The following is a 23,904-nucleotide window of genomic DNA, read 5'->3' as shown; positions in this document are numbered from 1 at the left end:
AAGAGGAATGCCATGGCTAAACTGCTCGTGCTTTACAAGAAACCCAAGGACATCAACGTTTTCGACGCGTATTATTTCGCGACCCACGTGCCGCTGGCAAAAAAGCTCCCCGGTTTGAAAAAATATGACGTCAGCACGGGCGGGGTTGTGTCTCCCGCCGGGGCGAGCGGAATTCATCTGGTCGCGACGCTGTATTTCGACTCCCTCGATGCGATCAAGGCTGCCTTGGGTTCGGCCGAAGGCCAGGCGACCGCGCGCGACCTCGGCAACTTCGCCGATGGCGGGGTGGACCTCTATTTCTTCGACACTAAGGAAGTTTGACCGGCAAACGGGCGCAGACCCGCGGCGCGGTGAAAAGCACCGATCGCCGGGGGCCGCGTCGTCGAGATTGCAATCTATTTGCTATTTGCGCGCCGCGCAGGCGTACATGTTGATTTCCATGCCGACCGGCACTTCAACGATCTTCGGAGTTTTCCAGGCCATCAGGGGTCTCCTCGCTTATTGTGGCGCGAACCTCGCGCAGGTGAGAAATTAGGACGACCACGGCCGCTGCGCAAGCATAACTTACATAGTGCGGTGCACACTCACTTCGTAGCAGGGACTTTAGCGCAACAGCCGCAACAGCGCCTTTCCGGCATTGGAGCTCAGTTCCCGGGGGTCCAAAGTGCCGTCCTTGTCGGGATTGGCTGCGTTGAAACGCTGCTCCACCACAGCGAGGTATTCGTCTCTGTTCAGCGTGCCGTCGCGGTCGGGATCTGCAGCAGCCAACTCCCTGGTCGTCAGCCGTCCTGCCAGTTCGCGCTTGTCGAGCGTGCCATCGTGATCGGGGTCCAGGCGGTCGAACAGGGCGGAAGCTGCCCGCTTGACTTCCGCGAGATCAAGCGTTCCGTCATTATCCGTATCGAACATTCGGATCGGATTACGGCGCGACGCCGCAAGAACCGGCAAGCTCACCGCGGACGATGCCGCGGCACCCAGCGTCAGCACAATCGAACGGCGCGATATCATTGGCGACCTCCGGTTCGACGATCACGTGCAAGCGCACGGTCTGCTGGCTATCGCCATCGCCGCTGCATCACGTTATAGTTATCGTTGGCTGTGACCGTGTCAATGCAAGGATCGGCCTGGGCTCTGATTAGAGTGCGATCACGAAGTTAGGGTGACCGGTGGGAAGTCACGTTTACAACGTCGTCAAGGCCCCGATTGGGTGGTCGCTGTTCTGCGACCGCGAACGCATCGGCGGGTATGTCTCGAGCGAAGCTGCGCTGGAAGCCGCGGCGACCACCGGAGCCCGCGCCCTTCAAGACGGGCATAGCATTCAGATCAACGTGCCAGGACCGGAACCGCGCAAACCAGAAGACTTCGAAACGTGGCCCGCACGGTGGCACGTCGATTCGAAGCCGTAACAGGTTGCGCGTCCGAGCCGCCGGTACTTGGTGTGTGCGTTCAGCAGCCTGAATCAGCCGTCTGAGCTGCGGGCTTGGCGCCCTCGGCTTGCTGTGCCGCGGTCGGTTGAGCCTGCATCTGTCGTTGCGCATCCTGCGAAGACGCCGCGACGTCGCCGGTTGCACGGTTCATTGTGCTGGTTGCAGCATGCTCGTTGGTACCTGTCTTGGTACCGGTGCCCGTGGTTTGACCGGTACTTCCCGGCGTAGGTCCGGCACCCGCATCGGGCATGCTTGCAGACTTGCCGGGACCGTTGCATGGACCCGCCTGCGCGGCGCCAATACTCAAAGCCATTACGGCGCAACCGGTTATAATAAGCTGTTTCGCCTTCATCTGCCGCTCCTTGGTTTTGCAGTTTTCGGGTGGTCTTCCGCGCACCCTCACCTTAGATAAACAATCCGCCGGTCAAGTGTTCCGCAAGGACGGGCGCGATTGTCGGACAGGAATGCAGAAGTCCCGATTGCCGTGCCCCGCAATTGAAAAGAAAGGCCCGCCGTGAACCGTTTGCTTCCCGCCTTCTTGTTTGCATTCGCGATCTGCAGCGCGGTGCCGAGCATCGCGCAAGAGCGGCCGGCGACGGAAAGTCCATCCGCAACGTCGGCCCCGGCACCTGCTCCCTCGAGCGCGCCGGGTAGCCTGACCGGCAAGGAGCGGCTGGGTGAAAAATGGAAGGATGAGCAGCGGATCGACAACTGCAAGGTGCCTTTGGATAAACAGGGGTCGCGGCCGCGATCGAGCAACTGCCCTCACATTCCGATGGGATAAGCCGGGTTGTCTTGAAGGCCGGTACAGGCCGGATAGCTACAGCTTCACCCGGATGCCTGCATAGATCGAGAAGGGCTGGCCCGGAACCTCCGTGCGTTGATCGGTCAGCACAATCGGCAAGCCCGCTTTCACCGTTCCCTGGGGCTCGAAATAGGTCCCAAACAACGCGTATTTGTTGTTGAACAGATTGTTCACTACGGCGAACAGCGTGACATTCGCGGTCGCCTGATAGGAGGTGTGAAGGTTTACCACCACATAACCAGGCAGCTTCGGGTTCTGATTGGCGTCGTCGCCGACGAAGAATTGCGGCCCGACGGCGACCAGGTCGGCGCCGACTTTCCACTCCGGCGTGACCAGATATTCCGCGCCCGCCTTAAACTGATGTTGCGGAATCCCGGGAATGCGGTCACCGAAATTCACGTGGATGTTTCCATTGGCGTCGGCCATCGGATTATTCGGCGAGGCGATATCTGCCGTGAAGCGGTAGGTCGCGTCGATGAAGCTGTAGCCGGCGTACACCAGCCATTGATCCGATTTGTATTCGGTGGAAAGCTCGACGCCCTGCCGCCGCGTCTCTGGAACGTTCTGAAAGAACCCGCGTCCCTGGATGAAGCTCGCCAGGTTGACGATGTCATTATTGCTGTCGGTGCGGTATAGCCCGGCTTTCCACTGCAGCGACCCGCTCCACAACGGCGCCGTGCCGCGCAGACCCGCTTCATAGGTGTGGCCAACCACCTGCTGCAGCGGCGGATCGGATACCAGGAAGCTTTCGAGCAGACACGGCTTGGTGGGGTTGGAGCAGCCGAGCTCCAGCGGCGTCGGCGCGCGGTTGGACTCCGAATAGCTGCCATAGGCCGTGATCCACGGCGCGATCTTATAGGTCGCGCCGATCACCGGATTGAAACGCGAGAAGGTCGAGTCGCTGTTGAGGTCCGGGCTCGAGCCCATGACGTCCAGCACCGAGATCTTGGCGAGATTGTAGCGCCCACCGGCGGTGGCCGAGAGCTTCTCGGTGATATCGAATGTGTCGGTTGTGTAGATGCCATAATATGTGTTCTTGGTATTGATGCCGACCGGCGTGTAGCCGACATTGCCGACCGTATGGATGATCGAGCCGTTGCCGGGAATCGCCGGATTGATGCCTATATTCAGGTCCGGCGAGATGAAACCCAGCGTGCTGTTGGCGTTGAAAGCCGAGTTGCCGTTGTCGATGCTGCCGCCGAAGACGAAATGATTGCCGTGGCCGAATATCTTGTCGTCGTTGGTGGCCTGCAACGATCCGCCGAAGGTCTTCGATTGCGTATCGGTCCGGTCGATGGTGCCGTAGGGCACCGGCGCACAGGTGTTTCCCGTACCGGACGGGCAAGGAATCGGTTTGTTATTGGCGTCGAGGATCGCAAATTGGTTGCGAAACGCCAGTGCGGCCGCGCCGATAAAGGGCACCGGACGGGTAAATCCGTCGTCTTCCAGACACAAGCTGTTCGCGAAGGAGGAAGCGGCGCTGCAACGCTCAATGTCGGCGTCGTTACCATCGACATGGGTCTGGTGAAACAGCCGCGTGTACAGATTGCCCTGCAGCGACCAGGTGTCGGTCAGGGCGTATTTGCCGTTGACGCCGACCATCGCCAGCTCGTTTCTGGTTGTCTGCGGCGTCGTATAGATCGAACTCCAGCTTTGATTAAGTAATTGGATCGGAGTTGCCGCGGCGACGCCGAAGGTCGTCGATGCCACCGAACTGAAGATATGGAATTCGGTTTTGTCGTCGCGCCAGCCGACGTCGCCATAGAAGCGGCCCAGATTGGCCGGCGACGCTTTCCGCCAGCCATCGTCGTGGATGGCCTGCGCCGCGATATAGGTGCTCCAGTTTCCCGACTGTACGCCATATTGCATGGCGCCTTGAACGCGCCCGTAGCTTCCGCCCTGCAGTTCCTGCTCAAAACCCTGCCAGGTAAACCCGTTCTTCATTTGCAGGCTGATCGCGCCGCCGAGCGCGTTCAGGCCGAAGACCGGATTGCCCGTCAATACATCGGCGCGTTGAATCGCATTGGTCGGGATCAAATCCCAGTTGACGGTATCGCCGAACGACTCGTTGATGCGAACACCGTTCATATAGACGGCAAGGCCTTGCGGCGTCCCCTGCGTTGGCGAAGCGGCGAAGCCGCGGTAACGGATCTCCTGCTGGGCGCTGTTGCCGTTGGGATCGGCGAGCGTGACGCCGGGAATACGCTGAAATAGCGTGTCCGTGACATTAGGCGAATAGGTGCGCTGGAAATCCGCTGTGTCGACCGAATAGGTCGTGGACGGAATCTTCTCGCGGTCAACGCCGGATCCCTGCAGCGGCGTATTGGCTATGACCTGAATTTCAGGAAGCGCCTGTTCCTGCGCGAAAGCAGCGGCGGGAAGAGCTGCGATACCGAGGGTAGCCAACAAGGATACGACCCCGGATGGACGCCCGGTACGCGAAGAACAGTTTTTTTCAGCAGGCTTTCGACTGCAAACCATGAGCGCCCACCCTTCCTGACGATTTCGTCGTCGTCCCCGACGAAATTCGGCAATTGCTCGAAGACTGCTGGAGCGGCACACGTTTGGCAAACAAAAAACAATCCGCCAAGCGGGAATGTTTGTCGCCCATTTCGGGAAAAATTCCCGACCCGCCGAAGCCGGCAAACGATCGTTCAAACAAAAAGCCCCGCCCAAGGCGATCACCTCGGACGGGGAAGTCAACGTGGTAGACGGCGCAAGCCGATCGAAAATGTATCACGGGAGGCGGCGATGGAAAAATATCCCTGCATCAGCGGGAGAAATTCCCGGCCTTCACCAAACCGTCCGCCCTTCGGAGATCGCTTTTCGCAACGTCCGGGACAGCGCTTCGACCGAATAGGGCTTTTGGATCAGTTCGAAACCGCGATGGGCATTGTCGGCCAGAACGCTGCTGTAGCCGCTGGTCAATACCACCGGCAGGCCGGGATAGCGTTCGCGGATGATGGCGGCAAGCTCGACACCGTTCATTCCGGGCATGATGACATCGGAAAACACCAGGTCGAAGGCAAACTCGTCCTCGGCAAGAGCCGCAAGCGCCTCCCTCGCATTAGCCGTCCATCTGATCGTATAACCCAGATCCTGCAGCAATTCGGTGGAAAATCGCCCGACATCTTCGTTGTCCTCCACCACCAGCACACGATGCCCGCGGCCGCTCGCCGCCGCCTCTGCGCTGACCGTAGCGACTTCCGCGCCGCCAGCCGGACTTTCGGCCTGAGGCAAGTAGATGGTGAATGTCGAACCTTCGCCCAGCGTGCTGATTACTTCAATTTCGCCGCCCGACTGCTTGGCAAATCCAACTGCCTGGCTGAGCCCGAGACCGGTACCCTTGCCGACTTCCTTCGTGGTGAAGAACGGTTCGAAGATGGCTTCGAGCTGGTCGGCCGCAATACCCGATCCGATATCCGTGACCGAGACTGCGATGAACTCGCCGCTGCGGCTGGCATGAGCACGGAGGGCCGGAATGGCATCGACGGTTTTCACCCTGATTGACAGGCAACCCTCGCCCGCCATCGCATCCCGGCCATTCACCGCGAGGTTGACCAGCGCCGTCTCGAATTGTGCGATGTCGGCCATCGCAAAACAGCGCGGATGGAGATCGAGGTTGATCTGGATTCTACCGCCGACGAGCGGGCGGATCAGCTGGGAAATGCTCTCCACTTGCAAGCCGACATCGAACACCTGCGGCGTGAGCGGCTGTCGCCGCGCGAACGCCAGAAGCTGGCCGGTCAATTTTGACGCGCGGTCAACGGTGTCTGAAATTGCATCGATGTAACGGCGACGCCGGTCCTCGGTCAGCTCGCGGCGACGCAGGAAATCGGTCGCTGAACGTATGATCGTGAGCAGGTTATTGAAATCGTGAGCCACGCCCCCGGTGAGCTGGCCGACCGCGTCCATTTTTTGCGACTGCCTGAGGGCGTCTTCGGCCTGGCGCCGCTCGCTGATATCCACCGCTTCGATCAGCACGCCGGAAACGGCGCCGTGCTGATCGAAGACCGGCCGCATCGCGAAATCAAAAAACCGGTCGCCGGCCGGCAGATGAAGAAGCATTTCCATCCGCACGCTTTCGCCGTTCGCGACCGCACCAAAAGCATTGAGAACGACGTCACGCATGCCATCGGTGCCGGCGAACCATGGGGTATCCCAAAACGGTTTGCCGACCACATCCGATGTGCTGGCGCGAATGCCGGCCAGCGCGGTAGTGTTGGCGTACAAGACGTTGCCGCCGAGATCCAGAAGCCCCTGGTACTGGTTGCTGGTTTCGAAAATGGCGCGCATCTGCGCCTCGTTCGATTGAAGCTGGGCGGTGCGCTCTTTGATGCGCTGCTCCAGTGTTTCGTTGAGACGCCGGAGTTCGCTTTCGGCCTCCTTGGCCACGGTTACATCGTGAGCTACTCCGATAAAGCCGATGTGCTTTCCGGCCGGATCCCAGCGCGGCTGGGATTCGGATCGCATCCACCGCCACGGGCCATCGGCACGACGATAGCGCGCTTCGAGCGCAAACGGCTTGAGCGACGACTCTCCGGCGATCTGCTCCTGCAGAATTCGCGGCAGATCGTCCGGATGCAGGATGGTGCGCCAATCGAACACAAGCGCTTCGTCGTAACCAACGCCTAGAAAATCCAGGTACGCCTGATTGGCAAACGCGCGCTTGCCGTCCAGCCTGCTCACCCACATAGGAACAGGGGCGCTGTTGGCAATCAATCGGAACCGCTCCTCACTTTCGCGCAGCGTCTCCTTTGCAACGGCGCGGTCGGTGATGTCGATGTGGGCCCCCACCAGCCGTAGCGGCTCGCCGTCCGGGCCCCGCTCGATGCGAGCTTCCGTCGCGATCCATCGCACCTGTCCATCGTTCGGTCTGATAATGCGGTATTCCGACGAAAACTGCTCTTTGGTCCCGTTTACGGCGTCGAGGAAGTGCTGCACGGTACGGGCGCGATCATCCGGATGCAGCCGCTGGATCCAATCCTCGTGCGTGTCATTCGCGTCCGCCGCCAATCCATGAATCGCCCGGTACTCCGGAGACCGGCGCTCGTTCCGAAACCCATGACGGAGATCAACATTGACTCCAGCCACCCTGGCGATTTGCTGGATGCCGGCGAGTTCATTCTCGCGATCCCTCAGCGCCTGCTCCGAAACGGAAAGCGCTTCGATTCGACGACGAAGTTCATCCTCGCTGACGCCAACCATTCCCGCTCCTTCACGAAAGATTCCGGCAAATACTTTATATCGGAGCGCCTCAATTCTCCAATGCATGAATCGATGCGAAGGTTACCGGCGGTCCATCCGCAGCACCGTCTCAGCGGCCAATTTGAAACATCCGGATTCCTGTCGAGCGTCCAGATCGCATCGATCAACGGCGCGGCGTCGCGCTGTGGATTGCACGCTGGAAGGCTGGAAATCGGCATAGGGTCGGCGTCGCCGACGAGCGGTAACGTCTGCAGCAATCAATCGCGCCTTTAATCGAACCACGGCCAATCGGCTGATCCTGGATGCGTGACGGCGCCGCCGGGAGCCTGGCCGACCAGCCTTGCATATTTCGAAAGCGCGCCCGCCCGATGGCGTGGCGGCGGCGGCGTCCACGCCATCCGACGTCCCACCAGTTCCGCCTCATTCACCAGCATATCCATCCGCCGTGCCGCCGCATCGACGCGAATTCGATCTCCATCGCGCACCAGCGCGAGCGGACCGCCGACAAACGACTCGGGCGACACATAGCCGATGCATATACCGCGCGTCGCGCCCGAAAAACGGCCGTCGGTGACGAGAGCGACCTTCTCGCCCATTCCCTGACCGTAGATCAAAGCGGTGACACCCAGCATCTCCCGCATGCCGGGACCACCCACCGGCCCCTCGTTGCGGATAATGAGAACCTCGCCTTCATGGTAATTGCGGTTGCGCACCGCATCGACACACGCCTCTTCATTTTCGAATACGCGGGCGATGCCTTCGAACACCAGCTTTTTCAGGCCTGCGACCTTGATGACGGCGCCATCCGGACAAAGGTTGCCCTTGAGCACCGCCACCCCTCCGTCAGCCATGATCGGCGTGCCGGTATGATGAATAACCTCGCCGTCGGGCTGGTTGGCCTGACCGTATTCCTCCGCAATGTCCGGCCGGTGATGGTGAGGCAGCCGCCGTCGACATGGCCGCTTTCGACCAGCGCGCGGACCACCACAGCGGTTCCGCCGATGTCATAGACGTCCTTGGCGGTGTACTTGCCCCCGGGGCGCAGATTGCCGATCAGGGGCGTGCGGGCAAACACGGCGCCCACGTCGTCGAGGGTGAATGGTATCCCGGCTTCGTTGGCGATCGCGGGCAAATGCAGCGCGGCGTTGGTCGAGCCGCCGGTGGCGGCAACAATGGCCGCGCCGTTCTCCAGCGCTCTCCGCGTCACCAACTCGCGGGGCAGCGGTCCGCGACGTTCCAGCATTTGCATCACAAGATGTCCGGCCTGACGCGCAGCATGCGCGCGCTCGGCATAAACGCCGGGAACCATCGACACATTCGGAATGGTCAGTCCCATCGCCTCGGAAACCATCGCCATGGTGTTGGCCGTGAACTGTCCGGCGCAGGCGCCGATCGTCGGCAGGCAGGCGCGCTCGACGGCTTCGAACGCCCCGTTATCGAGTTCGCCGGTCATTACCGCACCGACCGCCTCGTAGGAATCCAGCACGGTAAGGGTCCGCCCTTCGATCTGGCCAGGAAGCGCGCTTCCGCCATAGATGAAGATGGACGGGACGTTGCAGCGGACCATTCCCATTATCACGCCGGGAAGCGTCTTGTCGCAACCGCCAAAGCCGATCAGGGCGTCGTAGGCGAGGCCGTGGACGACCGCTTCGATCGAGTCGGCGATCAACTCGCGCGAGAGCAGGGAAAATTTCATGCCCTCGTGGTTCATGCTGATGCCGTCGGACACCGAAATGGTTGTGAATTCGCGCGGCGTGCCCCCGGCCTCCGAGATTCCGGCCTTGGCGGCCTCGACCTGAAAATCATGGGTCATGTTGCATGGGGTCTGCTCGCCCTTCATGCTGACCACGCCGACCATCGGCTTGGCGATGGCCGCGTCGTCGAGCCCCATCGCCCGCATGAACGCCCGGTGCGGTGCGCGATCGAGGCCGTCGGTGGTCACGCGCGATCGCCACTTTTTCATGATCGTCGTACCGATGAACGCCGGAACTACTGCAGCGGCGCGACGATGGCCGGATGCTTGAACTGCGCCACGTCCATTTTGGGCAACATTCCCGTCGCGGCGTAGATATCGAGCATCTTCTGGATCGCTTCGAAGTTCGGCGCCGCACCCGGATCGCGGCCGAAGTCGTTGTCCTTGAGAAGATAAGTGTCAAGCACCGGCACCGGAGCCTTCAGGACTTCGGACACGACCTTGAGTGTTTCGTCGCGATTGGCGAGGGCTTTTTTCATGCCGGACGTGATGTCGCGCACATAGGCTTTCACGAGATCCGGGTTCCTGTCGACGAAGTCGGCGCGGCAAGCTTCCAGGATGTGGACGATGTTGGGCATTTCCTCGGAAAGCGAGAACAGTTTGCGAGTGCCGCCTTTGGCTTCGGCGCGTGCGGCAAAAGGCTGGTTCATGTTTACCGCGTCCACACGTCCCTGACGCAGCGCATCTTCAGAGATCGCAAATCCGGTTTCGACCAGCTTGATGTCCTTGTCGGGATCGACACCGTTCTTCTTCAGCAGCATTGCAAACGGACCGAAGGTGCCGCCGCCGATTACGGAAATGCCGACGGTTTTGCCCTTGAGGTCGGCGATGTTCCGAATCGGCGAATCGTCCATCACCGCCCAATAGACCGAAAAGCCGCCGGGTTTCTCGTAAACGTGCTGTGCAACGATATATGCCTTCAGATTTCCTCCGACCACGCCGTTCGCCAGCGATAGCGGTGCCTGCGTCGCACAATCCAGCGCGCCTGCCGCCAGCGCCTGGGTCATCGGCGAGGTGCCCTGGAATTGCGTCCACTCGATTTTATAGGTCTTGCCCAGGTCGGGGAATTCGGCCGGCCGCCGCATCATCCAGTACTTCGATTCTTCAGCGGGGATGGTCCAGCCGACCCGGATCGTCTGTTGCGCGTGGGCCGCGTTGACCAAGCCAAGCGCGCCGGTCGCGACTGCGGCCGCCATGAACCATTTCGACGTCTTCCGCTGCATCATCCTGCTCCATTTACAATGGTCAGATCCCCATTGCCGACTGAGCTTTTCACGCTTCAAACGGCGGAGCAAGCAACCTTGTCCGATCTGTTCCGGGCGGCGTTAGGCCGCGGCCGCTTTGGCCATCACGCCATCGAACGCATCCGCCATGACGTTAGTCGACGGCTTAAGTCCCGTGAACAGTTCGAACGCGTCGGCCGCCTGATAGATTGCGAGTTCGCGACCGGTCATGATGCGCGCGCCTTTGGCCTGTGCAGCCATCAGCAGCGGTGTCCGGAGCGGTGAATAGACGGCGTCGGCAACCCAGAGCCCATCATGCAGCAGCACGTCCGGGACCGGCGTGCCGCTGCCGGGGAGCATTCCCACCGGCGTTGCATTAACCAAACCGACCGCTCCCCGAAGCGCGTCCTCCACGCTGTCAGCGACGACGATCGCACCGGTTGCGCGCAGAAGTGTCGCAAGCGTAATGGCCTTGCTCCGGTCCGTATCGAATATTCTGATTTCGGCGACCCCAAGGCACGCCAGCGCAAACGCGATGGCCTTGCCGACGCCGCCTGCGCCAACGACCGCGATGGTCCCCGGCCCGGAGTCCGCGACCAGATTGGCCGCAGCCCGCACGAAACCGGTGGTGTCTGTGTTGTAACCCACTAGCCTGCCATCGCGGATCACCACGGCATTGACGGCAGCGGTAGCCGCCGCGGTGGGCGACAATTGATCGAGCAGATTGACCACTGCTTCCTTATACGGAAACGTCACGTTGACGCCCGCGAAGCCAAGGCGTCTTACGCCGTCGAGCAGCGCGCGCAACTCGTCGCGGCCGGCACCTGCAACTTCGATAAGGTGATAGTGGCATCGTACACCCAAGGCATCGGCGGCCTGCTCGTGCATCGCCGGCGACGCCGAATGCGCGATCGGAGCCCCGATCAAGCCGGTAAGAAAGCGTTGGCTGGATGCGGGCCGGTCGTCGGACACGATCGCTTCGTCTGCTGAAATTTAAGCGACGTTGCGCGTCGTTCGTCCGTTGTCGGCAAGTCCAAGATGCGCGCGCGCCTCGGCTGCCGACATGGCCTCGCCGCCGAGCATCTCGACGATATGCCGCGCCTTTTCGACCATCGCCGCATTGGTCTCCGCCAGCACGCCGCGCTTCAGGTAGACCGCGTCCTCCAGTCCGACCCGGACGTGTCCCCCCGCAAGGTAGGCTTGCGCCACCATCGGAAATGCCGAGCGGCCGGTGCCGAAGGCCGTGAATTCCGTGGCGGGAGGCAGCATCCCGCGGGCGTACAGAACCGTTTCGGGCGCCGGACGAAAGCCGTATTTGACACCGAGCACCAGGCTCGCGAGATGCGGTCCTTTCAGGGTTCCGTCGCGAACGAGATCGTGCATCAGCAGGATATCGCCGGAATCGAACAGTTCGATCTCGGGCCGGGTGCCTGCGGCGTAGATCACCTGGGCCATTTTGCGTATATTGGGCGGCGTGTTGATCACGACCTGCGCACCGAAGGTCATGGTGTTGAGGTCAAGCGTGGCAATATCCGGCCGCAGCATCGCGATATGCTCGGTGCGCTTTGCCGGCGTCAGGAACAGCGTGCCGGGTCCGGCAATCTTCGGATCCTCCTCCGAGGGCGCGAAACGTCCACCCGGACCGGTCGTGATATTGAGAATCAGCGAGCTGTTTCTGGCGCGAATGAGTTCGACGACCTGCCGGTAATACTCGATCTCCATGGACGGCATGCCGGTCTCGGGATCGCGAACGTGAATGTGGGTAATCGCAGCACCCGCCTCGGCTGCTCCAAGGCAGGCTTCAGCGATTTGTTCAGGCGTAATGGGAAGGTGCGGCGTCATGCTGGGTAGTGTCTGATTGCCGGTCACGGCACAGGTGATGATGACTTTGTCGCGCGGGTTCTGCATGCGTTGCTCCTACGTTGAAGCGACCAGATACAATTACGCCATGGATGTCAAAGGGCATGGCTTGGCTGCTTGTCCGCTTCGCGTCCGGCCTGTCGACCCATACAGAAGCGCGTAGCTAAATCGAGAGAACAGGCCGATTGATGGTGGTCCCGGGACGCGTAAAACTTATGCGGCCTCGCTTCGTCGCCAGCAGCGGCTGCGCCAGTTCCGACACCGCGGCGGCGCGGTCGGTGCAATCCAGTACGACGATATCTGCGGGGTTACCGACTTCAAACCCGTAATCCTTGAGGTTCATCAGTTTCGCCGCCAGAGACGTGACCATTTCCAGGCACGCCTGCATTTCCTCGGGCCGTCCTAGTTGCGCGATATTGGCGTAAAGATTGGCCATTCGCAGCAGCGAGCAATCGCCGAACGGCGTAAACGGATTGAGCACATTGTTGGTTGCCAAAGAACAGGTCACGCCGTGACCGAGAAGACGATGTGCCGGCGCAACGCCGCGCGGGGCCGAATGCGGGGCGTCGCGCCCCATCAGGAACAGATCCGTCGCCGGCAACACCGTCACCGCAACCCCGGCGCCGGCCAGTTTCAGTCCAGCTTCCTCAAGCTGAGCATGATCGAGTGCCGACAATTTGGTGACATGACCGATGGCGACGCGGCCGGCCCAGCCGTGCTCTGCAGTTTGGCGGCAGACTTCGTCAAGATGCATCCAGGACGGATCGAGATCGAAATCGAGATGGAAATCGATGTCGATATCGAAACGCCGCGCCAGATCGAAGATGCGCGTGATCTGGCGCTGCGGATCGCTGTCGGTATAAGGGCAGCCGCCCACCAGATCGGCGCCGTTTTCGCAAGCCTCTATCAGGAGTTCAAAGGTCCCGGGATCGTTGTTGAGACCTTCCTGCGGAAATACGCAAATCTCGATGTCGACGGCCCAGGCATAATCGCGCTTCAAGGCGCTGACGGCGCGAAAGCCTTTCAACCCGATGCGGGGGTCCACCTCGACATGGGTGCGCATCCGCGTCGTGCCCTGCACGATCGCCTTCTCCAGCGTGCGCCGTCCGCGCGCATAGATATCGTCCTCGGTGAAGGCGAGCTTTGCTGCGGCGGCATTTTCAATTGCTTCCTTGAGCGTGCCGGTCCGGCAAACGCAGCGATCGGAAATGCACGACTTGTCGAGATGGATGTGGGTTTCGACGAAGCCGGGAATCAACAGGCGTCCGTCCAGCGCAAGCTCGCAGGTGCCGCCCGACGGTCCCGCGTCAAGTGCCGGGCCGATCGCAGCGATGCGGCCGTCGCGCACGCCGATATCGACCCGCTCGTGCTCCCGCCCGGCGATGCGCCCATCACGCAACACGGTATCGAACAGCATACCTGACCTATTGCGCCGCGCCGGCGTGACCGAGATAGGCGGCCTCGACATCCGGATCGCCGGCCAGATCGAGCGCGGTATCTTCGCGTACGATCCGGCCGGAATCGATCACATAGCCGCGATCGGCTATCGCCAGCGCCAGCACCGCCATCTGATCGACCAGCAGAATCGTGATGCCCTCGTCGCGGAGATCGGCCAGCACATCGAACAGCTCGTTGACCATCGCAGGCGCCAGACCCAGCGACGGCTCGTCGAGCAACAAGATTCCGGGCTTCGCCATCATGCCGCGCGCAATCGCCAACATCTGTTGCTCGCCGCCGGACAACAGGCCGGCGCGGCTGTTCAGGCGATCGCGCAGCCGGGGAAAGCGCGCCAGCAAGGCGCCGATCTCAGCCTGGTAGTTTACATTCTCGCGGGTGCTGGCGCCGAGTTCAAGGTTGTCATGGACCGTCAGTTCGGGAAATACCTGGCGGCCTTCCGGCACCAGGGCCAGACCGCGCGCCGCGATGCGATGCGCTTCGCTGCGTTCGATGCGCCGGTCATTAAGAATGATTTCTCCTTCGACCGGCCGCAACAATCCAGCAATGGCGCGCATCAGCGTCGATTTGCCGGCGCCATTGGCGCCGATCAGCGCCACCATTTCTCCGGGTCGTACTTCGACGTTCACTTTCTGCAGAACGGGCGCGCCACCATAGCCCGCGGCAAGATTGATGGCCGTCAGCACCGCGTCCTGCGGCCCGCTCCAGGGCCGGCGGCGAGCGCGGGCGCGGGTTTCGGCGGCGCCAAGATAGGCCGCAAGAACTTTTGCATCGTGCCGGATCTCGTTCGCCGTGCCAGCAGCGATCGGCTTGCCGGCATCGAGCACCACGACGTGATCGGAAATTCCCATTACCAGCCGCATATCGTGTTCAACGAGGATTACGGCAATTCCGGAATCGGCGAGCCGGCGCAGCAACCCGCTCAGGGCATCCTTGTCCGGCGTCATCAGACCGGCCGCCGGCTCATCGAGCAGAAGCACGCGTGGTCGCATGGCCAATGCCCGTGCGATCTCGACCAGCCGTCGATCGACGTGCGGCAGATCGCCGGCTATGCGCATTACCGTGTCGTGATAGCCGACAAAGGCGAGCAGCCCTTCCGCGGCGCGATGATCGGCGCCGTCAGCGGCGGACGACAGCATCGAACCGAGCGATCCGCGGCGTATTGCAATCAGTATGTTGTCGAGCACGCTCATGGTCTCGAACAGTTTTGTGGTCTGGTAAGTGCGTCCAATACCGGTTCGTGCCACCTTCCAGGCCGGCGCGCCGGCGAGTTCCGCATTGCCCAAGCGGATGCTGCCGGCGTCGGGCCGATAGAAGCCGCCGATCATGTTGAGCACCGTGGTCTTGCCGGCGCCGTTCGGGCCGATCACGCTGGTGACCTTGCCCGGCAATGCAGTGAAGCTGACGCTGGACGCGGCCTTGATGCCACCGAAGGTGATGGCAATTTCGCGAACCTCGAGGGCATCGCCGACGGCGCCTGAAGCAAGAAACGATGCGATGTCGAATCCCTCGGGTTTGGCGGTGCGACGATCGATGCGGCGGAACAGCCGCGCGATGACACCGAGAATGCCTTCCGGCGCCAGCCAGAGCACTACCAGCAGCAGCATGCCGAAAAACAGCAGGCGGTATTCCGCCAGATTCGACAACAGCTCCGGCAGGACCACCGTGACGGCAGCGCCGACCGCCGGCCCCAGCACCCACCCCGCGCCTCCCACCACGCAGGCGAGCAGAAACAATATCGATTGCGAGAATGGAAACGAGTCCGGCGCGACGAACGCCAGCAATGCGGCAAAGATGCCGCCCGCTATTCCCGCAAAGACCGCCGACAGCATGAACGCCGCGGCCTTGATGCTGACGGGGTTCAGTCCGATCGAGCGGGCTGCTGCTTCCGCATCGCGCACTGCAACCATCGCCTTGCCCCAGGCCGAGCCGGCAAGCCGATAAAACAAGAACGTCGATATCCCGGCTACGGCGATTGCAAACAGCGCGATCTCGCGTTCGGTGAAAACCGCGCCGGCGATGGACGGCGGCGGCAGGCTCATCAGACCATTCGATCCCCCAGTAAGATCCCGCCATTCGATGCTGAGATGTTGAACGATGAACGCGAACGCGATGGTTACCATTGCGAGATAGGGACCGCTTACACGCAACGCCGGGAGCGACAACAGCAGGCCGATAGCGCCCGCGATCAAACCCGCCAGCGGCAAGGCGATCCAGAAGCTGACGCCCTTCAGGGTCAGAATCGCGACGCTGTAGGCACCGATGGCGTAGAAGCCGACGTGACCGAGCGAAATCTGGCCGGTCAATCCGACCAGGATATTGAGCCCGACACCGACAATGGCCGTCAGCGCCACCATCGCCAGCACAAATGGCGCATAACCCCCTGCTTTTGCAGCATACAGCGCCGAGGCGCCGGTCAACACAAGCAGCGCCGTCGGCATCGCAAGCGCGCACCATCTGGAATTCATCGCCATCAGACCTTGTTGATGGCGGCGCGCCCGAACAGTCCGTTCGGCATCAGGGTCAGCGCGAGGATCACCACGGAAAAGACGACGATTTGCGTGTACACCGATCCGAGAAACGCCGTAACCAACGCCTCGATGAGGCCGTAGGCGAGACCGGCGATCACCACTCCCCACGCCGAGCCCATGCCGCCGAGAATGGCGACGGCGAACGCCTTGATGCCGAACAGCGTCCCCATCTCGGAGCTGACGCTGAACAGCGGCGCAATCAACAGTCCGGCAAGGCCGGCCAGCGCGGTGGAGACCATGAAGGAAACCGCGACGGTGCGGTGCACGTTGATGCCCATCAGCCGGGCCGCATCAGCGTTCTGCACGACCGCGAGCAGTGTCTTGCCGCGGCGGGTGCGACGAAGCACCAGATGCATCGCTAATGCGATGCCGACCCCGACAACGGGAATCACGAGCTGCAGCGGATAAACGCCGGCGCCGAACATCCGGATCGGCTCGCGTGCCAGCGCGGAAGGAAACCCGCGCGGCTCCTTGCCGAAGGTGAACAGCACGGCATTGTCGAGCACGATGCCGGCGGCGACGGTCGCCATCAGCCACGCATTCGAGCCTCGCGCCACGAACGGGCGCACCAGAATGCGCTCGACCGCAAGCCCGAACAGCGCGCAGGCCGATAGCGCGGCAATGACCGCAAGCGGCATCGGCCAGCCCAGTTTTACGCCGAAGGTATAGCCAAGCACCGCGCCCAGCATCATCGCCGAACCCTGCGCAAAATTCACGGTGTTGGAGACGACATAGGTAATGTGAAAGCCCAGCGCGATCAGTCCGTACATGCTGCCAAGACCGATGCCCGAGATGATGGCCGAAGCGAGCATGAGATTCCTGCATGACCTTCAGGGAAAGGCAAATTAAACCTCTCCCTGTCTTGCGCGGGACAGGTCGAAGCATGCGCGCAGCGCAGGCGTCGGGTGAGGGACGGGGTACTGCGCTCAACTCATCTTCAACACTCCCGGACCGACGAGTCCTCCCCCTCTCCCCGCGCAGCGCGGGGCGAGGAGCGGCTGTGTCCGGGCGGGGAGGTTTCGACCAAATGTAGCTCCTTAGTTCGTCAGCGGCAGGATTTCGTCACCCTTGAAGTAGGTGAAGATATAATCCGACGGCGACAATGCGTCCTGATTCTCGGTCGAGAACGGCTTGTCATACGCCTTGATCAGGCCATCGTACGTGCCGATCTTGTAAAAGCTTTCACGGATTGCCGGACCGTCGGCCGAGCCGGCGCCTGCAATGGCCATCGCCGTCAGGTGCATGGCGTCGTAGGCATTGGCGATACCTACCGCCGGCGTCACGTCGGCGGCCGACTTGATTTCGGGATATTTCTTCTTCAGCGCTTCGAGCACACCGGCGGCCTTTGGGCTGTTGTTGCCCGAGAAGCTGAAGGTCTGGATGAAATGAACTTTTTCCGCGCTGGGGCCGGCTAGTTCGGTGAAGCGTCCGCCCGAGGGTCCCCAATGCGATACGACCGGGACGTTCCAACCCATGCGGTCGAGCGATTTCACCACCTGCGCCGAAGGTGCCACATTGGCGACCATGAACAGCGCATCGGCGCCCGCGTCCTTGAGCCGCGTCAACTGCGGCACCACGTCGACGTCGCCGGTCTCGAACTTCTCGACACCGGCAAACGGCATGCTCCTGGTTTCAAGCGCGGCCTTCAGGCCCTTTTCGTTGGATTCACCCCAAGGGTTATTGATCAAGATCATTCCGGGTTTTTTTGCACCGTATTTTCTCGCGGCGTAATCGACCAGCGCTACGTCGACCAGGGCATCCACCGCCGAGACGCGGAACACGTAGTTTTCCGCCGCGCCGTTGCGGGTGATCGCGGTGCCCGCCGCCCACACCCCGATGAATGGCACTTTCGACTGATTGGCGAATGGAACGATCGCAACAGAAACAGGGGTATCCAGCCCGCCGAAGAAGGCGGCGACCTTCTCGCGCTGCACCAGTTCGCGCGCGGCGATTACGCCCTTGGCGGGGTTGCTCTCGTCGTCGCGCACCAGCAGTTCGACCTTTTTGCCGAGCAATCCGCCTTTGGCATTGATTTCGTCGATCGCCAAAGCCAGGCCTCGAACAATAGCCTCGCCGGATTTCGCCGACTGCCCTGACATTGCAGCGACAAGGCCGAGCTTGACGGTATCTTCAGCTTTCGCCGGCACTGCGACGGCGAGCAAGAGCGACGCTGCGAGCATCACTCTATAAGATAAATGCGCGAAAGCCATGACCGGATCTCCGTTAAACGAATGGATTCACGAAATTCAAGCAAGGGCCATGCCATGCCGGTGTAACACGACCGGCTTCATCAAGTGAGCCTGCACCACGGCAGCAAGACACCAATGGGATTGCCCCGATCATTTCGCCGCCCGCAGTTTCCGCTTCGGTAACCGTGCGATCTTCGACGGGTTACCGTTATCGGCAGCCGTAGCGTAGCGCGACAACACGGTGCCGAGATCGAAATGCGAGTCGCGGCCTTGATCGAGCAGTGCACGGCGCTCGACCGCGCCGAGATGGCGATCCATCACCGCGACGGCGGCATCGGCATTGCGCCCGCGCAATGCCGCGACGATCTCGCGATGCTCGCTGATGGCGCAGTCGGCCGAATGCGGCCGTCCATACAGTGCGAGGATCAGCGAACAGCGCGACACCACTTCGCCGAGATAGCGCCGCAACAACCGATTGCCGGACATTTCGCCGAGTCGGGTGTGAAATTCGCCCGCGAGCCGGATTGACACCCGGGAGTCGCCGGCTTGGCGGGCAGCTGCTTCCTCGCGAACATGACCTTCGAGTTCGGCACCGAATTCCGGCCGCCAGCGCTCGACCACCAGACCAACCACCTGCCGCTCAAGCGTGCGCCGGACCTCGAACACTTCCTTCGCTTCGTCCAGCGTCGGCTTGGCGGTGATTGCCGTACGCCGCGGGGGCGCATCGACCAGGCCTTCCGCCTGCAGATGCGCCAGCGCTGCCCGAACAAGCGTGCGACTCATACAAAAGCGCGCGCCGAGCTCATCCTCCGGAAGCTTGGTGCCGGGCGGCAACGCCTGCTCGATGATCGCCTGACGCAGCGCCCGGCAGGCAATATCGACGCGGATGGATTTCTTGTTCATCCGGAATTATTCTCAACGGACCAATTCCGGCATACGATAATTCAGAATATCGTACACAAGATGCGGCAATTTTGGTCCGTCCGCCCGAATACGAGCAGCACAACGCCTAAAGTTTGCGCTTCGAACGGGCTTTAAAACAGCGAATAATTGCCGTTATGTGGGCCCTCATGTCGTCGAGCGCTGCGATAAAGCGGAAGACGGAGGACGTCGTGATCGGGCCACAGATCTTGTATACAGGATTTGGCCGGGATGACGCAGATGGGCCTTGCATGAGCAAAGCGGTTCTTAATTCGCGGTTGCAGCCGGAGCTGATCGACCTCGGCGGCGGCGTGGCGCCGGTATCGCTGGCGCGGCCCACGCGTCGGGTCGATCGACGATTCTTGCGGGCCCATGCCGAGGCACCCTCGATCACGTCCACATGATGGACGCCATTCCGGACGGACCTGAGGATGTGACGTTCGATTTCCGCACCCTGTCGGCACGCGACCGCTACAGGCTGATGATCGGCACCGTGGTGCCGCGGCCAATCGCGCTGGTGACCACGGTCGATCCGCAAGGCCGCATTAACGCCGCGCCTTTCAGCTTCTTCAACTGCCTCTCGGCGGATCCGCCAATTCTCGCGCTGGGCGTCGAAAATCACCCGGATATGTCGTTCAAGGATACGGCGCTCAACATCCGGCTGACCGAGGTCTTCACCGTCAACATCGTCTCACACGCCATCGCCGAGGCTATGCATATCTGCGCCGTGTCGTTTTCTTCCGAGCGCGACGAATTGCAGGCGGCCGGCCTAACCGCAATGCCAGGCACGGCGGTGGCGTCGCCCTGGATCAAGGAAGCACCTGCATCGTTCGAATGCCGCCGCCACCTTACCCTGGAATTAGGCAAATCGCGCCAGATCATACTGGGCGAGATCGTGTTCGCGCATTACCACCACGACGTCATCGACGTGGAGCGCATGCGCATCGATCCGGCCAGGCTGGACACCATCGCGCGGCTCGGGGGCAATACCTGCGCGACCATCCGTGACCGCTTCGAAATGCCGACCCCGACGCTGGCGGATTTCGATTCCGAGCGTGAATGAATGCTGCAGCGGCTCGATGCATAGAGCGTAGAAGCATGCGGAACGTCAATTGCCCGTTCGCTTAGTTCGGCTTGGCTGCCGACGAATACGCTTTGCCCGGTGGATCCCCTGCTGGGCCTTGTCAAATGCTTGGCACGCCGCAGGTAACGCGGATAGGGTATCCGGTACATCCTCGAGACGCCTCAGTCTTGATCCCGACACAACTTTCCGAGCCGCCAATGACAGCACCCTCCCCCACCGACCGGCTGGCCGCACTGCGCGCGAAACTAAGGCAGGCCGGCTTCCAGGCTTTCCTCGTTCCCCGCGCGGATGCTCACCAGAATGAGTACGTAGCCCCTTCCGACGAGCGGCTGAGATTCATCAGCGGCTTTTCCGGCACCGCTGGATTTGCCGCTATCACCATGCGTGAGGCGGCGCTGTTCACCGACGGCCGCTACCGGTTGCAGGCGGAGCGACAAATCGATGGCGCGCATTGGAGCCTGCTGCCCTCGGAGCAGAATCCCTCGATCGACTGGCTATCGGCCCGCCTGTCGGCAGGCGACGTCATCGGTTACGATCCGCGATTGCATCGCGTCGACGAGATCGACCGTCTCAGCGCGGCCTTCAAGTCCCGCGGCATCAAGATCGCTCCGGTCGTCGATAATCCCATCGACGCGATTTGGCTTGACCGTCCTGCCTCCCCGGCCGGTGCGGTAATCCTGCACGCGGCAAGCTTTGCCGGTGAAACCGCTGCAGAGAAGCGGCACCGCGTGGCCGAACAGCTCGCGCGTGAGGGCGTCGATGCGCTGCTCGTTTCGGCGCCTGACAGTCTAAGCTGGCTGTTCAACATTCGCGGCAGTGACCTCATGCTGACGCCTGTCGTATTCGGCTTCGCATTGCTGCGGCAGGACGCCACTGCGGTCCTGTTCCTGGATCCCGCCAAGATAACCGGTGAACTTGCCGAAGCATTGACCGAAGGTGGCGCGGTATCGATCGCGCCTCCGAGCGCGATGGTCGAGGTGCTCACCGGGTTTGCCCCCGGAACTGTGCGGCTCGATAATGCATCCGCCAGCGTCTATCTCGCCGATCTGGTGCGAGCGGCGGGCGCCAAGGTTGATGTCGGCATCGACCCGATCGTCCTGATGAAAGCTCAGAAATCGGCAACGGAACTCGCCGGGATACGCGCCGCCCATCACCGCGATGGCGTTGCTCTGACCCGGTTCCTCGCCTGGTTTGCGCGAGAAGCGCCGGGCGGACTTACCGAATGGACGGCTGCGAAAAAACTTTACGACCTGCGCGCCGGCCTCACGAATTTTCGTAGCTTGAGCTTTCCAACCATCTCGGCTGCTGCGGGCAATGCGGCCGAGGCGCATTACCAGTTGACCGACACCAACGCCCGGCCGTTTGCCGATGGTGATATCTATCTGGTGGACAGCGGTGCGCAGTTTCTCGACGGTACCACCGATGTAACCCGGGTCACCGTCATCGGCACGCCGACCGAGGAAATGCGCCGCCGCTATACCCAAGTGCTCAAGGGGCATGTGGCACTGAGCCGCGCCCGATTTCCAAAGGGCGTCTCCGGCGCCCAGCTAGATCCGCTGGCACGACAATTTCTGTGGGCGGATGGCGTCGATTTCCAGCACGGCACCGGCCACGGAGTCGGCTTCTATCTGTCGGTCCATGAGGGACCGCAGTCGATTTCAGCGCGCGGAGCCGGCGTCCCGCTGTTGCCCGGCATGGTGGTGTCGGTCGAGCCCGGTTATTACAAGCGCGATGCGTTCGGAATCCGCGTCGAGAACCTGGTCGCAGTGCGCGAAGCCGCCGAACAGCCAGACCTCGCCGAGCAGCCTTTGCTGGAATTCGAAACCTTGACGATCGCGCCTTACGAGCGCCGGCTGATCGACCTTGCGATGCTTACGGAGCAGGAGGTCGCCTGGGTCAACAGCTATCATGCTTGGGTAGGCCGAAATCTGGCTTCCGAGCTATCAGGGCAGGATCTCGACTACCTCATAACTGCCACGAAGCCACTGGCCTGATTTGCCGGCTGGAATTGAGGTCGAATGCTTGGGCACGCCGCAGCGCGCGGATGGCACCGGGCCAACCAGCGAGTACTCGGGGCATCGGGATGGTTTGCAGATTTCTGTTAACGCACGCCCCGGATCGCCGTTTGCGACGCCCTGCCAAAGCCGCGCCCCCCCGGCGAGGTCATGACGTTGCTGGGTCGGGTTGAGATCAGGCAAGAGATGACGCATTGTGGGGCCGGGCGGAATGTCTTCTGTTCTCCAAAAGTCAGTTCAAGTCGAGTATTCCTGTGAAGGAAGCCATGAGCGCTACCATTTGGTCTGACGATCAAAGCTCTCCCAGTGCCGGTCCCGGATCCCCGCCGCAACCATACGGCTGGCTGTTGCCGTCGGCGTTCTCGATACCGCGGTGGAATTTCGCCTCCCGGACCGCGCATTTGCCATTTTACTTTTGGCTTATAGATGCAACTCGTCCGCGCCTTATCGTTGATCTGGCCTCCGGCAGGCCCGACGACTATCTGGCTTTTTGCCAGGCAGTTGAACAATTAAATTATGGTGCTGAATGCTTGGGCGTCGTGGACATTTTCGACGAACGCGACTCAGAGAGCGACGTAAGTTCACCCGGCGCATATCATGCCGCACATTTCGAGAGCATCTCGCATCTGCACGACGAGCCAGCAAAAATTCTCGAGGCTCTCGGCTCGCGAACCATCGATTTACTCCATATTGACGGCCAACAAACATCGCAGCTTTCCGATATCGAGACCCAGCAATGGCTTGCCAGGCTGTCTCCGCGGGGCCTCGCCATTATCGTGCATCCGGAGCATTTGGCGCCTTCTTGGCGGAAAGTTTTCAGGAAACGGTCCTCCTTCAGCCTTAATGGCAAGCCGAATATCGAACTGACCGCCGCAGCGGCTGCATACCCGCGGCAGCTTTCTCCTGCTTTCAAGGATGCCGGTAGCGCCACTGCGGCGGCGATGCGATCGGCGTTCGAGTACTTTGGGTCGACATTACGCGAACGTGCCTCACATCGAGACACCGCTTCGTTTGCGTCGAGAGTCGAGATTTCGCTGGCGCACCAGTCAGCCGCAACAGATCTGCTGCGCGCCGATAAAACGGAACTTGAAGAGAAAACCCAGTTGCAGGCGCAGGATGAGATCCGCAATCAAGCGCGCATCGCATTACTGGAGCAATATGTCGAGCAGTTCCGAACTGAGGTGCTGCGGCTTCAGGAATACGCAATAAAGACTCAAAGCGAAATTGAAAGGGTTCAGCGCATCATCGGCGACCGTGATCTTGAAATAGATAGACTACAGCGCGCGATCGCTGACCGCGACACGGAAGTCAGGCGCCTGGGTAATTATGCACAGAAGATCAGGTCAGAGAATATACGAAGGATCAATAGTTTAGATGAAAAGATCCAGGAGGGTGAAGACGAGGCGGATCGACTGAACCAACTCATCGTCGAT

The 23,904-nt window shown here is 61.3% G+C and carries 18 protein-coding genes and 2 pseudogenes; 5 read left to right on the top strand and 15 right to left on the bottom strand.

The features are described from left to right. The first annotated feature begins 12 nt into the window (after positions 1-12). Positions 13-321 carry an EthD family reductase gene (locus ACFE72_RS01840; protein WP_375411478.1) on the top strand — a complete coding sequence of 103 codons (309 nt, stop codon included), beginning with the start codon at positions 13-15 and terminating at the stop codon, positions 319-321. Positions 322-402: 81 nt separating this feature from the next. On the opposite strand, the gene pqqA is transcribed toward ACFE72_RS01840, so the two are convergent. From pqqA to ACFE72_RS01765, 15 genes and pseudogenes are all read right to left on the bottom strand, one after another. Beyond that, the gene (gene pqqA, locus ACFE72_RS01835) at positions 403-483 is read right to left on the bottom strand and encodes a pyrroloquinoline quinone precursor peptide PqqA (RefSeq protein ID WP_009031067.1); all 81 of its coding nucleotides are present in this window, start codon (positions 481-483) and stop codon (positions 403-405) included. Between the two features lie 120 nt (positions 484-603). After that, entirely contained in the window at positions 604-1,008 is a 405-nt protein-coding gene (locus tag ACFE72_RS01830; RefSeq protein WP_375411334.1) for an EF-hand domain-containing protein, read from the bottom strand. Positions 1,009-1,446: 438 nt separating this feature from the next. Further along, complete coding sequence (locus ACFE72_RS01825; RefSeq protein WP_375411333.1) at positions 1,447-1,779, bottom strand: hypothetical protein; 333 nt, start codon at positions 1,777-1,779, stop codon at positions 1,447-1,449. A 47-nt stretch (positions 1,780-1,826) separates the two neighbouring features. After that, entirely contained in the window at positions 1,827-2,186 is a 360-nt protein-coding gene (locus tag ACFE72_RS01820) for a hypothetical protein (RefSeq protein ID WP_375411332.1), read from the bottom strand. A gap of 61 nt (positions 2,187-2,247) precedes the next feature. Then, positions 2,248-4,641: a TonB-dependent receptor gene (locus ACFE72_RS01815; protein ID WP_375411331.1), complete on the bottom strand. Its 2,394-nt coding sequence runs from the start codon at positions 4,639-4,641 to the stop codon at positions 2,248-2,250. Between the two features lie 384 nt (positions 4,642-5,025). Next, positions 5,026-7,440, bottom strand: a complete 2,415-nt coding sequence (locus ACFE72_RS01810; RefSeq protein WP_375411330.1) for a PAS domain S-box protein — start codon at positions 7,438-7,440, stop codon at positions 5,026-5,028. 269 nt (positions 7,441-7,709) lie between these two features. After that, positions 7,710-9,403: pseudogene (gene ilvD / locus ACFE72_RS01805) on the bottom strand (dihydroxy-acid dehydratase). A 26-nt stretch (positions 9,404-9,429) separates the two neighbouring features. Then, complete coding sequence (locus ACFE72_RS01800; RefSeq protein WP_375411329.1) at positions 9,430-10,416, bottom strand: ABC transporter substrate-binding protein; 987 nt, start codon at positions 10,414-10,416, stop codon at positions 9,430-9,432. Between the two features lie 102 nt (positions 10,417-10,518). Continuing rightward, the gene (locus ACFE72_RS01795; RefSeq protein ID WP_375411328.1) at positions 10,519-11,388 is read right to left on the bottom strand and encodes a shikimate dehydrogenase; all 870 of its coding nucleotides are present in this window, start codon (positions 11,386-11,388) and stop codon (positions 10,519-10,521) included. 21 nt (positions 11,389-11,409) lie between these two features. Continuing rightward, positions 11,410-12,324, bottom strand: coding sequence for a 3-keto-5-aminohexanoate cleavage protein (locus ACFE72_RS01790; RefSeq protein ID WP_375411327.1), 915 nt, complete (start codon positions 12,322-12,324; stop codon positions 11,410-11,412). A gap of 115 nt (positions 12,325-12,439) precedes the next feature. Beyond that, on the bottom strand, positions 12,440-13,693 hold the full coding sequence (locus ACFE72_RS01785) for an amidohydrolase family protein (protein ID WP_375411326.1): 1,254 nt from the start codon (positions 13,691-13,693) through the stop codon (positions 12,440-12,442). Positions 13,694-13,700: 7 nt separating this feature from the next. Further along, positions 13,701-16,199, bottom strand: coding sequence for an ATP-binding cassette domain-containing protein (locus ACFE72_RS01780; RefSeq protein WP_375411325.1), 2,499 nt, complete (start codon positions 16,197-16,199; stop codon positions 13,701-13,703). A gap of 5 nt (positions 16,200-16,204) precedes the next feature. Next, positions 16,205-17,074 carry a branched-chain amino acid ABC transporter permease gene (locus ACFE72_RS01775; RefSeq protein WP_375411324.1) on the bottom strand — a complete coding sequence of 290 codons (870 nt, stop codon included), beginning with the start codon at positions 17,072-17,074 and terminating at the stop codon, positions 16,205-16,207. Between the two features lie 225 nt (positions 17,075-17,299). Further along, complete coding sequence (locus ACFE72_RS01770) at positions 17,300-18,472, bottom strand: ABC transporter substrate-binding protein (RefSeq protein ID WP_375411323.1); 1,173 nt, start codon at positions 18,470-18,472, stop codon at positions 17,300-17,302. A gap of 129 nt (positions 18,473-18,601) precedes the next feature. Then, on the bottom strand, positions 18,602-19,354 hold the full coding sequence (locus ACFE72_RS01765) for a GntR family transcriptional regulator (RefSeq protein WP_375411322.1): 753 nt from the start codon (positions 19,352-19,354) through the stop codon (positions 18,602-18,604). Between the two features lie 269 nt (positions 19,355-19,623). Here ACFE72_RS01765 and ACFE72_RS01760 point away from each other — a divergent pair, with 269 nt between their 5' ends. From ACFE72_RS01760 to ACFE72_RS01745, 4 genes and pseudogenes are all read left to right on the top strand, one after another. Next, positions 19,624-19,776: a hypothetical protein gene (locus ACFE72_RS01760; RefSeq protein ID WP_375411321.1), complete on the top strand. Its 153-nt coding sequence runs from the start codon at positions 19,624-19,626 to the stop codon at positions 19,774-19,776. Then, positions 19,776-20,435: a flavin reductase family protein gene (locus tag ACFE72_RS01755; protein ID WP_375411477.1), complete on the top strand. Its 660-nt coding sequence runs from the start codon at positions 19,776-19,778 to the stop codon at positions 20,433-20,435. Before ACFE72_RS01760 ends, ACFE72_RS01755 begins: the two co-directional genes overlap by 1 nt. Before the next feature lie 218 nt (positions 20,436-20,653). Then, positions 20,654-22,450, top strand: coding sequence for an aminopeptidase P family protein (locus tag ACFE72_RS01750; RefSeq protein WP_375411320.1), 1,797 nt, complete (start codon positions 20,654-20,656; stop codon positions 22,448-22,450). 287 nt (positions 22,451-22,737) lie between these two features. Beyond that, positions 22,738-23,904: pseudogene (locus tag ACFE72_RS01745) on the top strand (hypothetical protein); the annotation flags it as partial.

Source organism: uncultured Bradyrhizobium sp., assembly GCF_964252615.1.
Taxonomy (GTDB): Bacteria; Pseudomonadota; Alphaproteobacteria; order Rhizobiales; family Xanthobacteraceae; genus Bradyrhizobium.
This window is presented reverse-complemented; position numbering and strand designations above follow the sequence as displayed.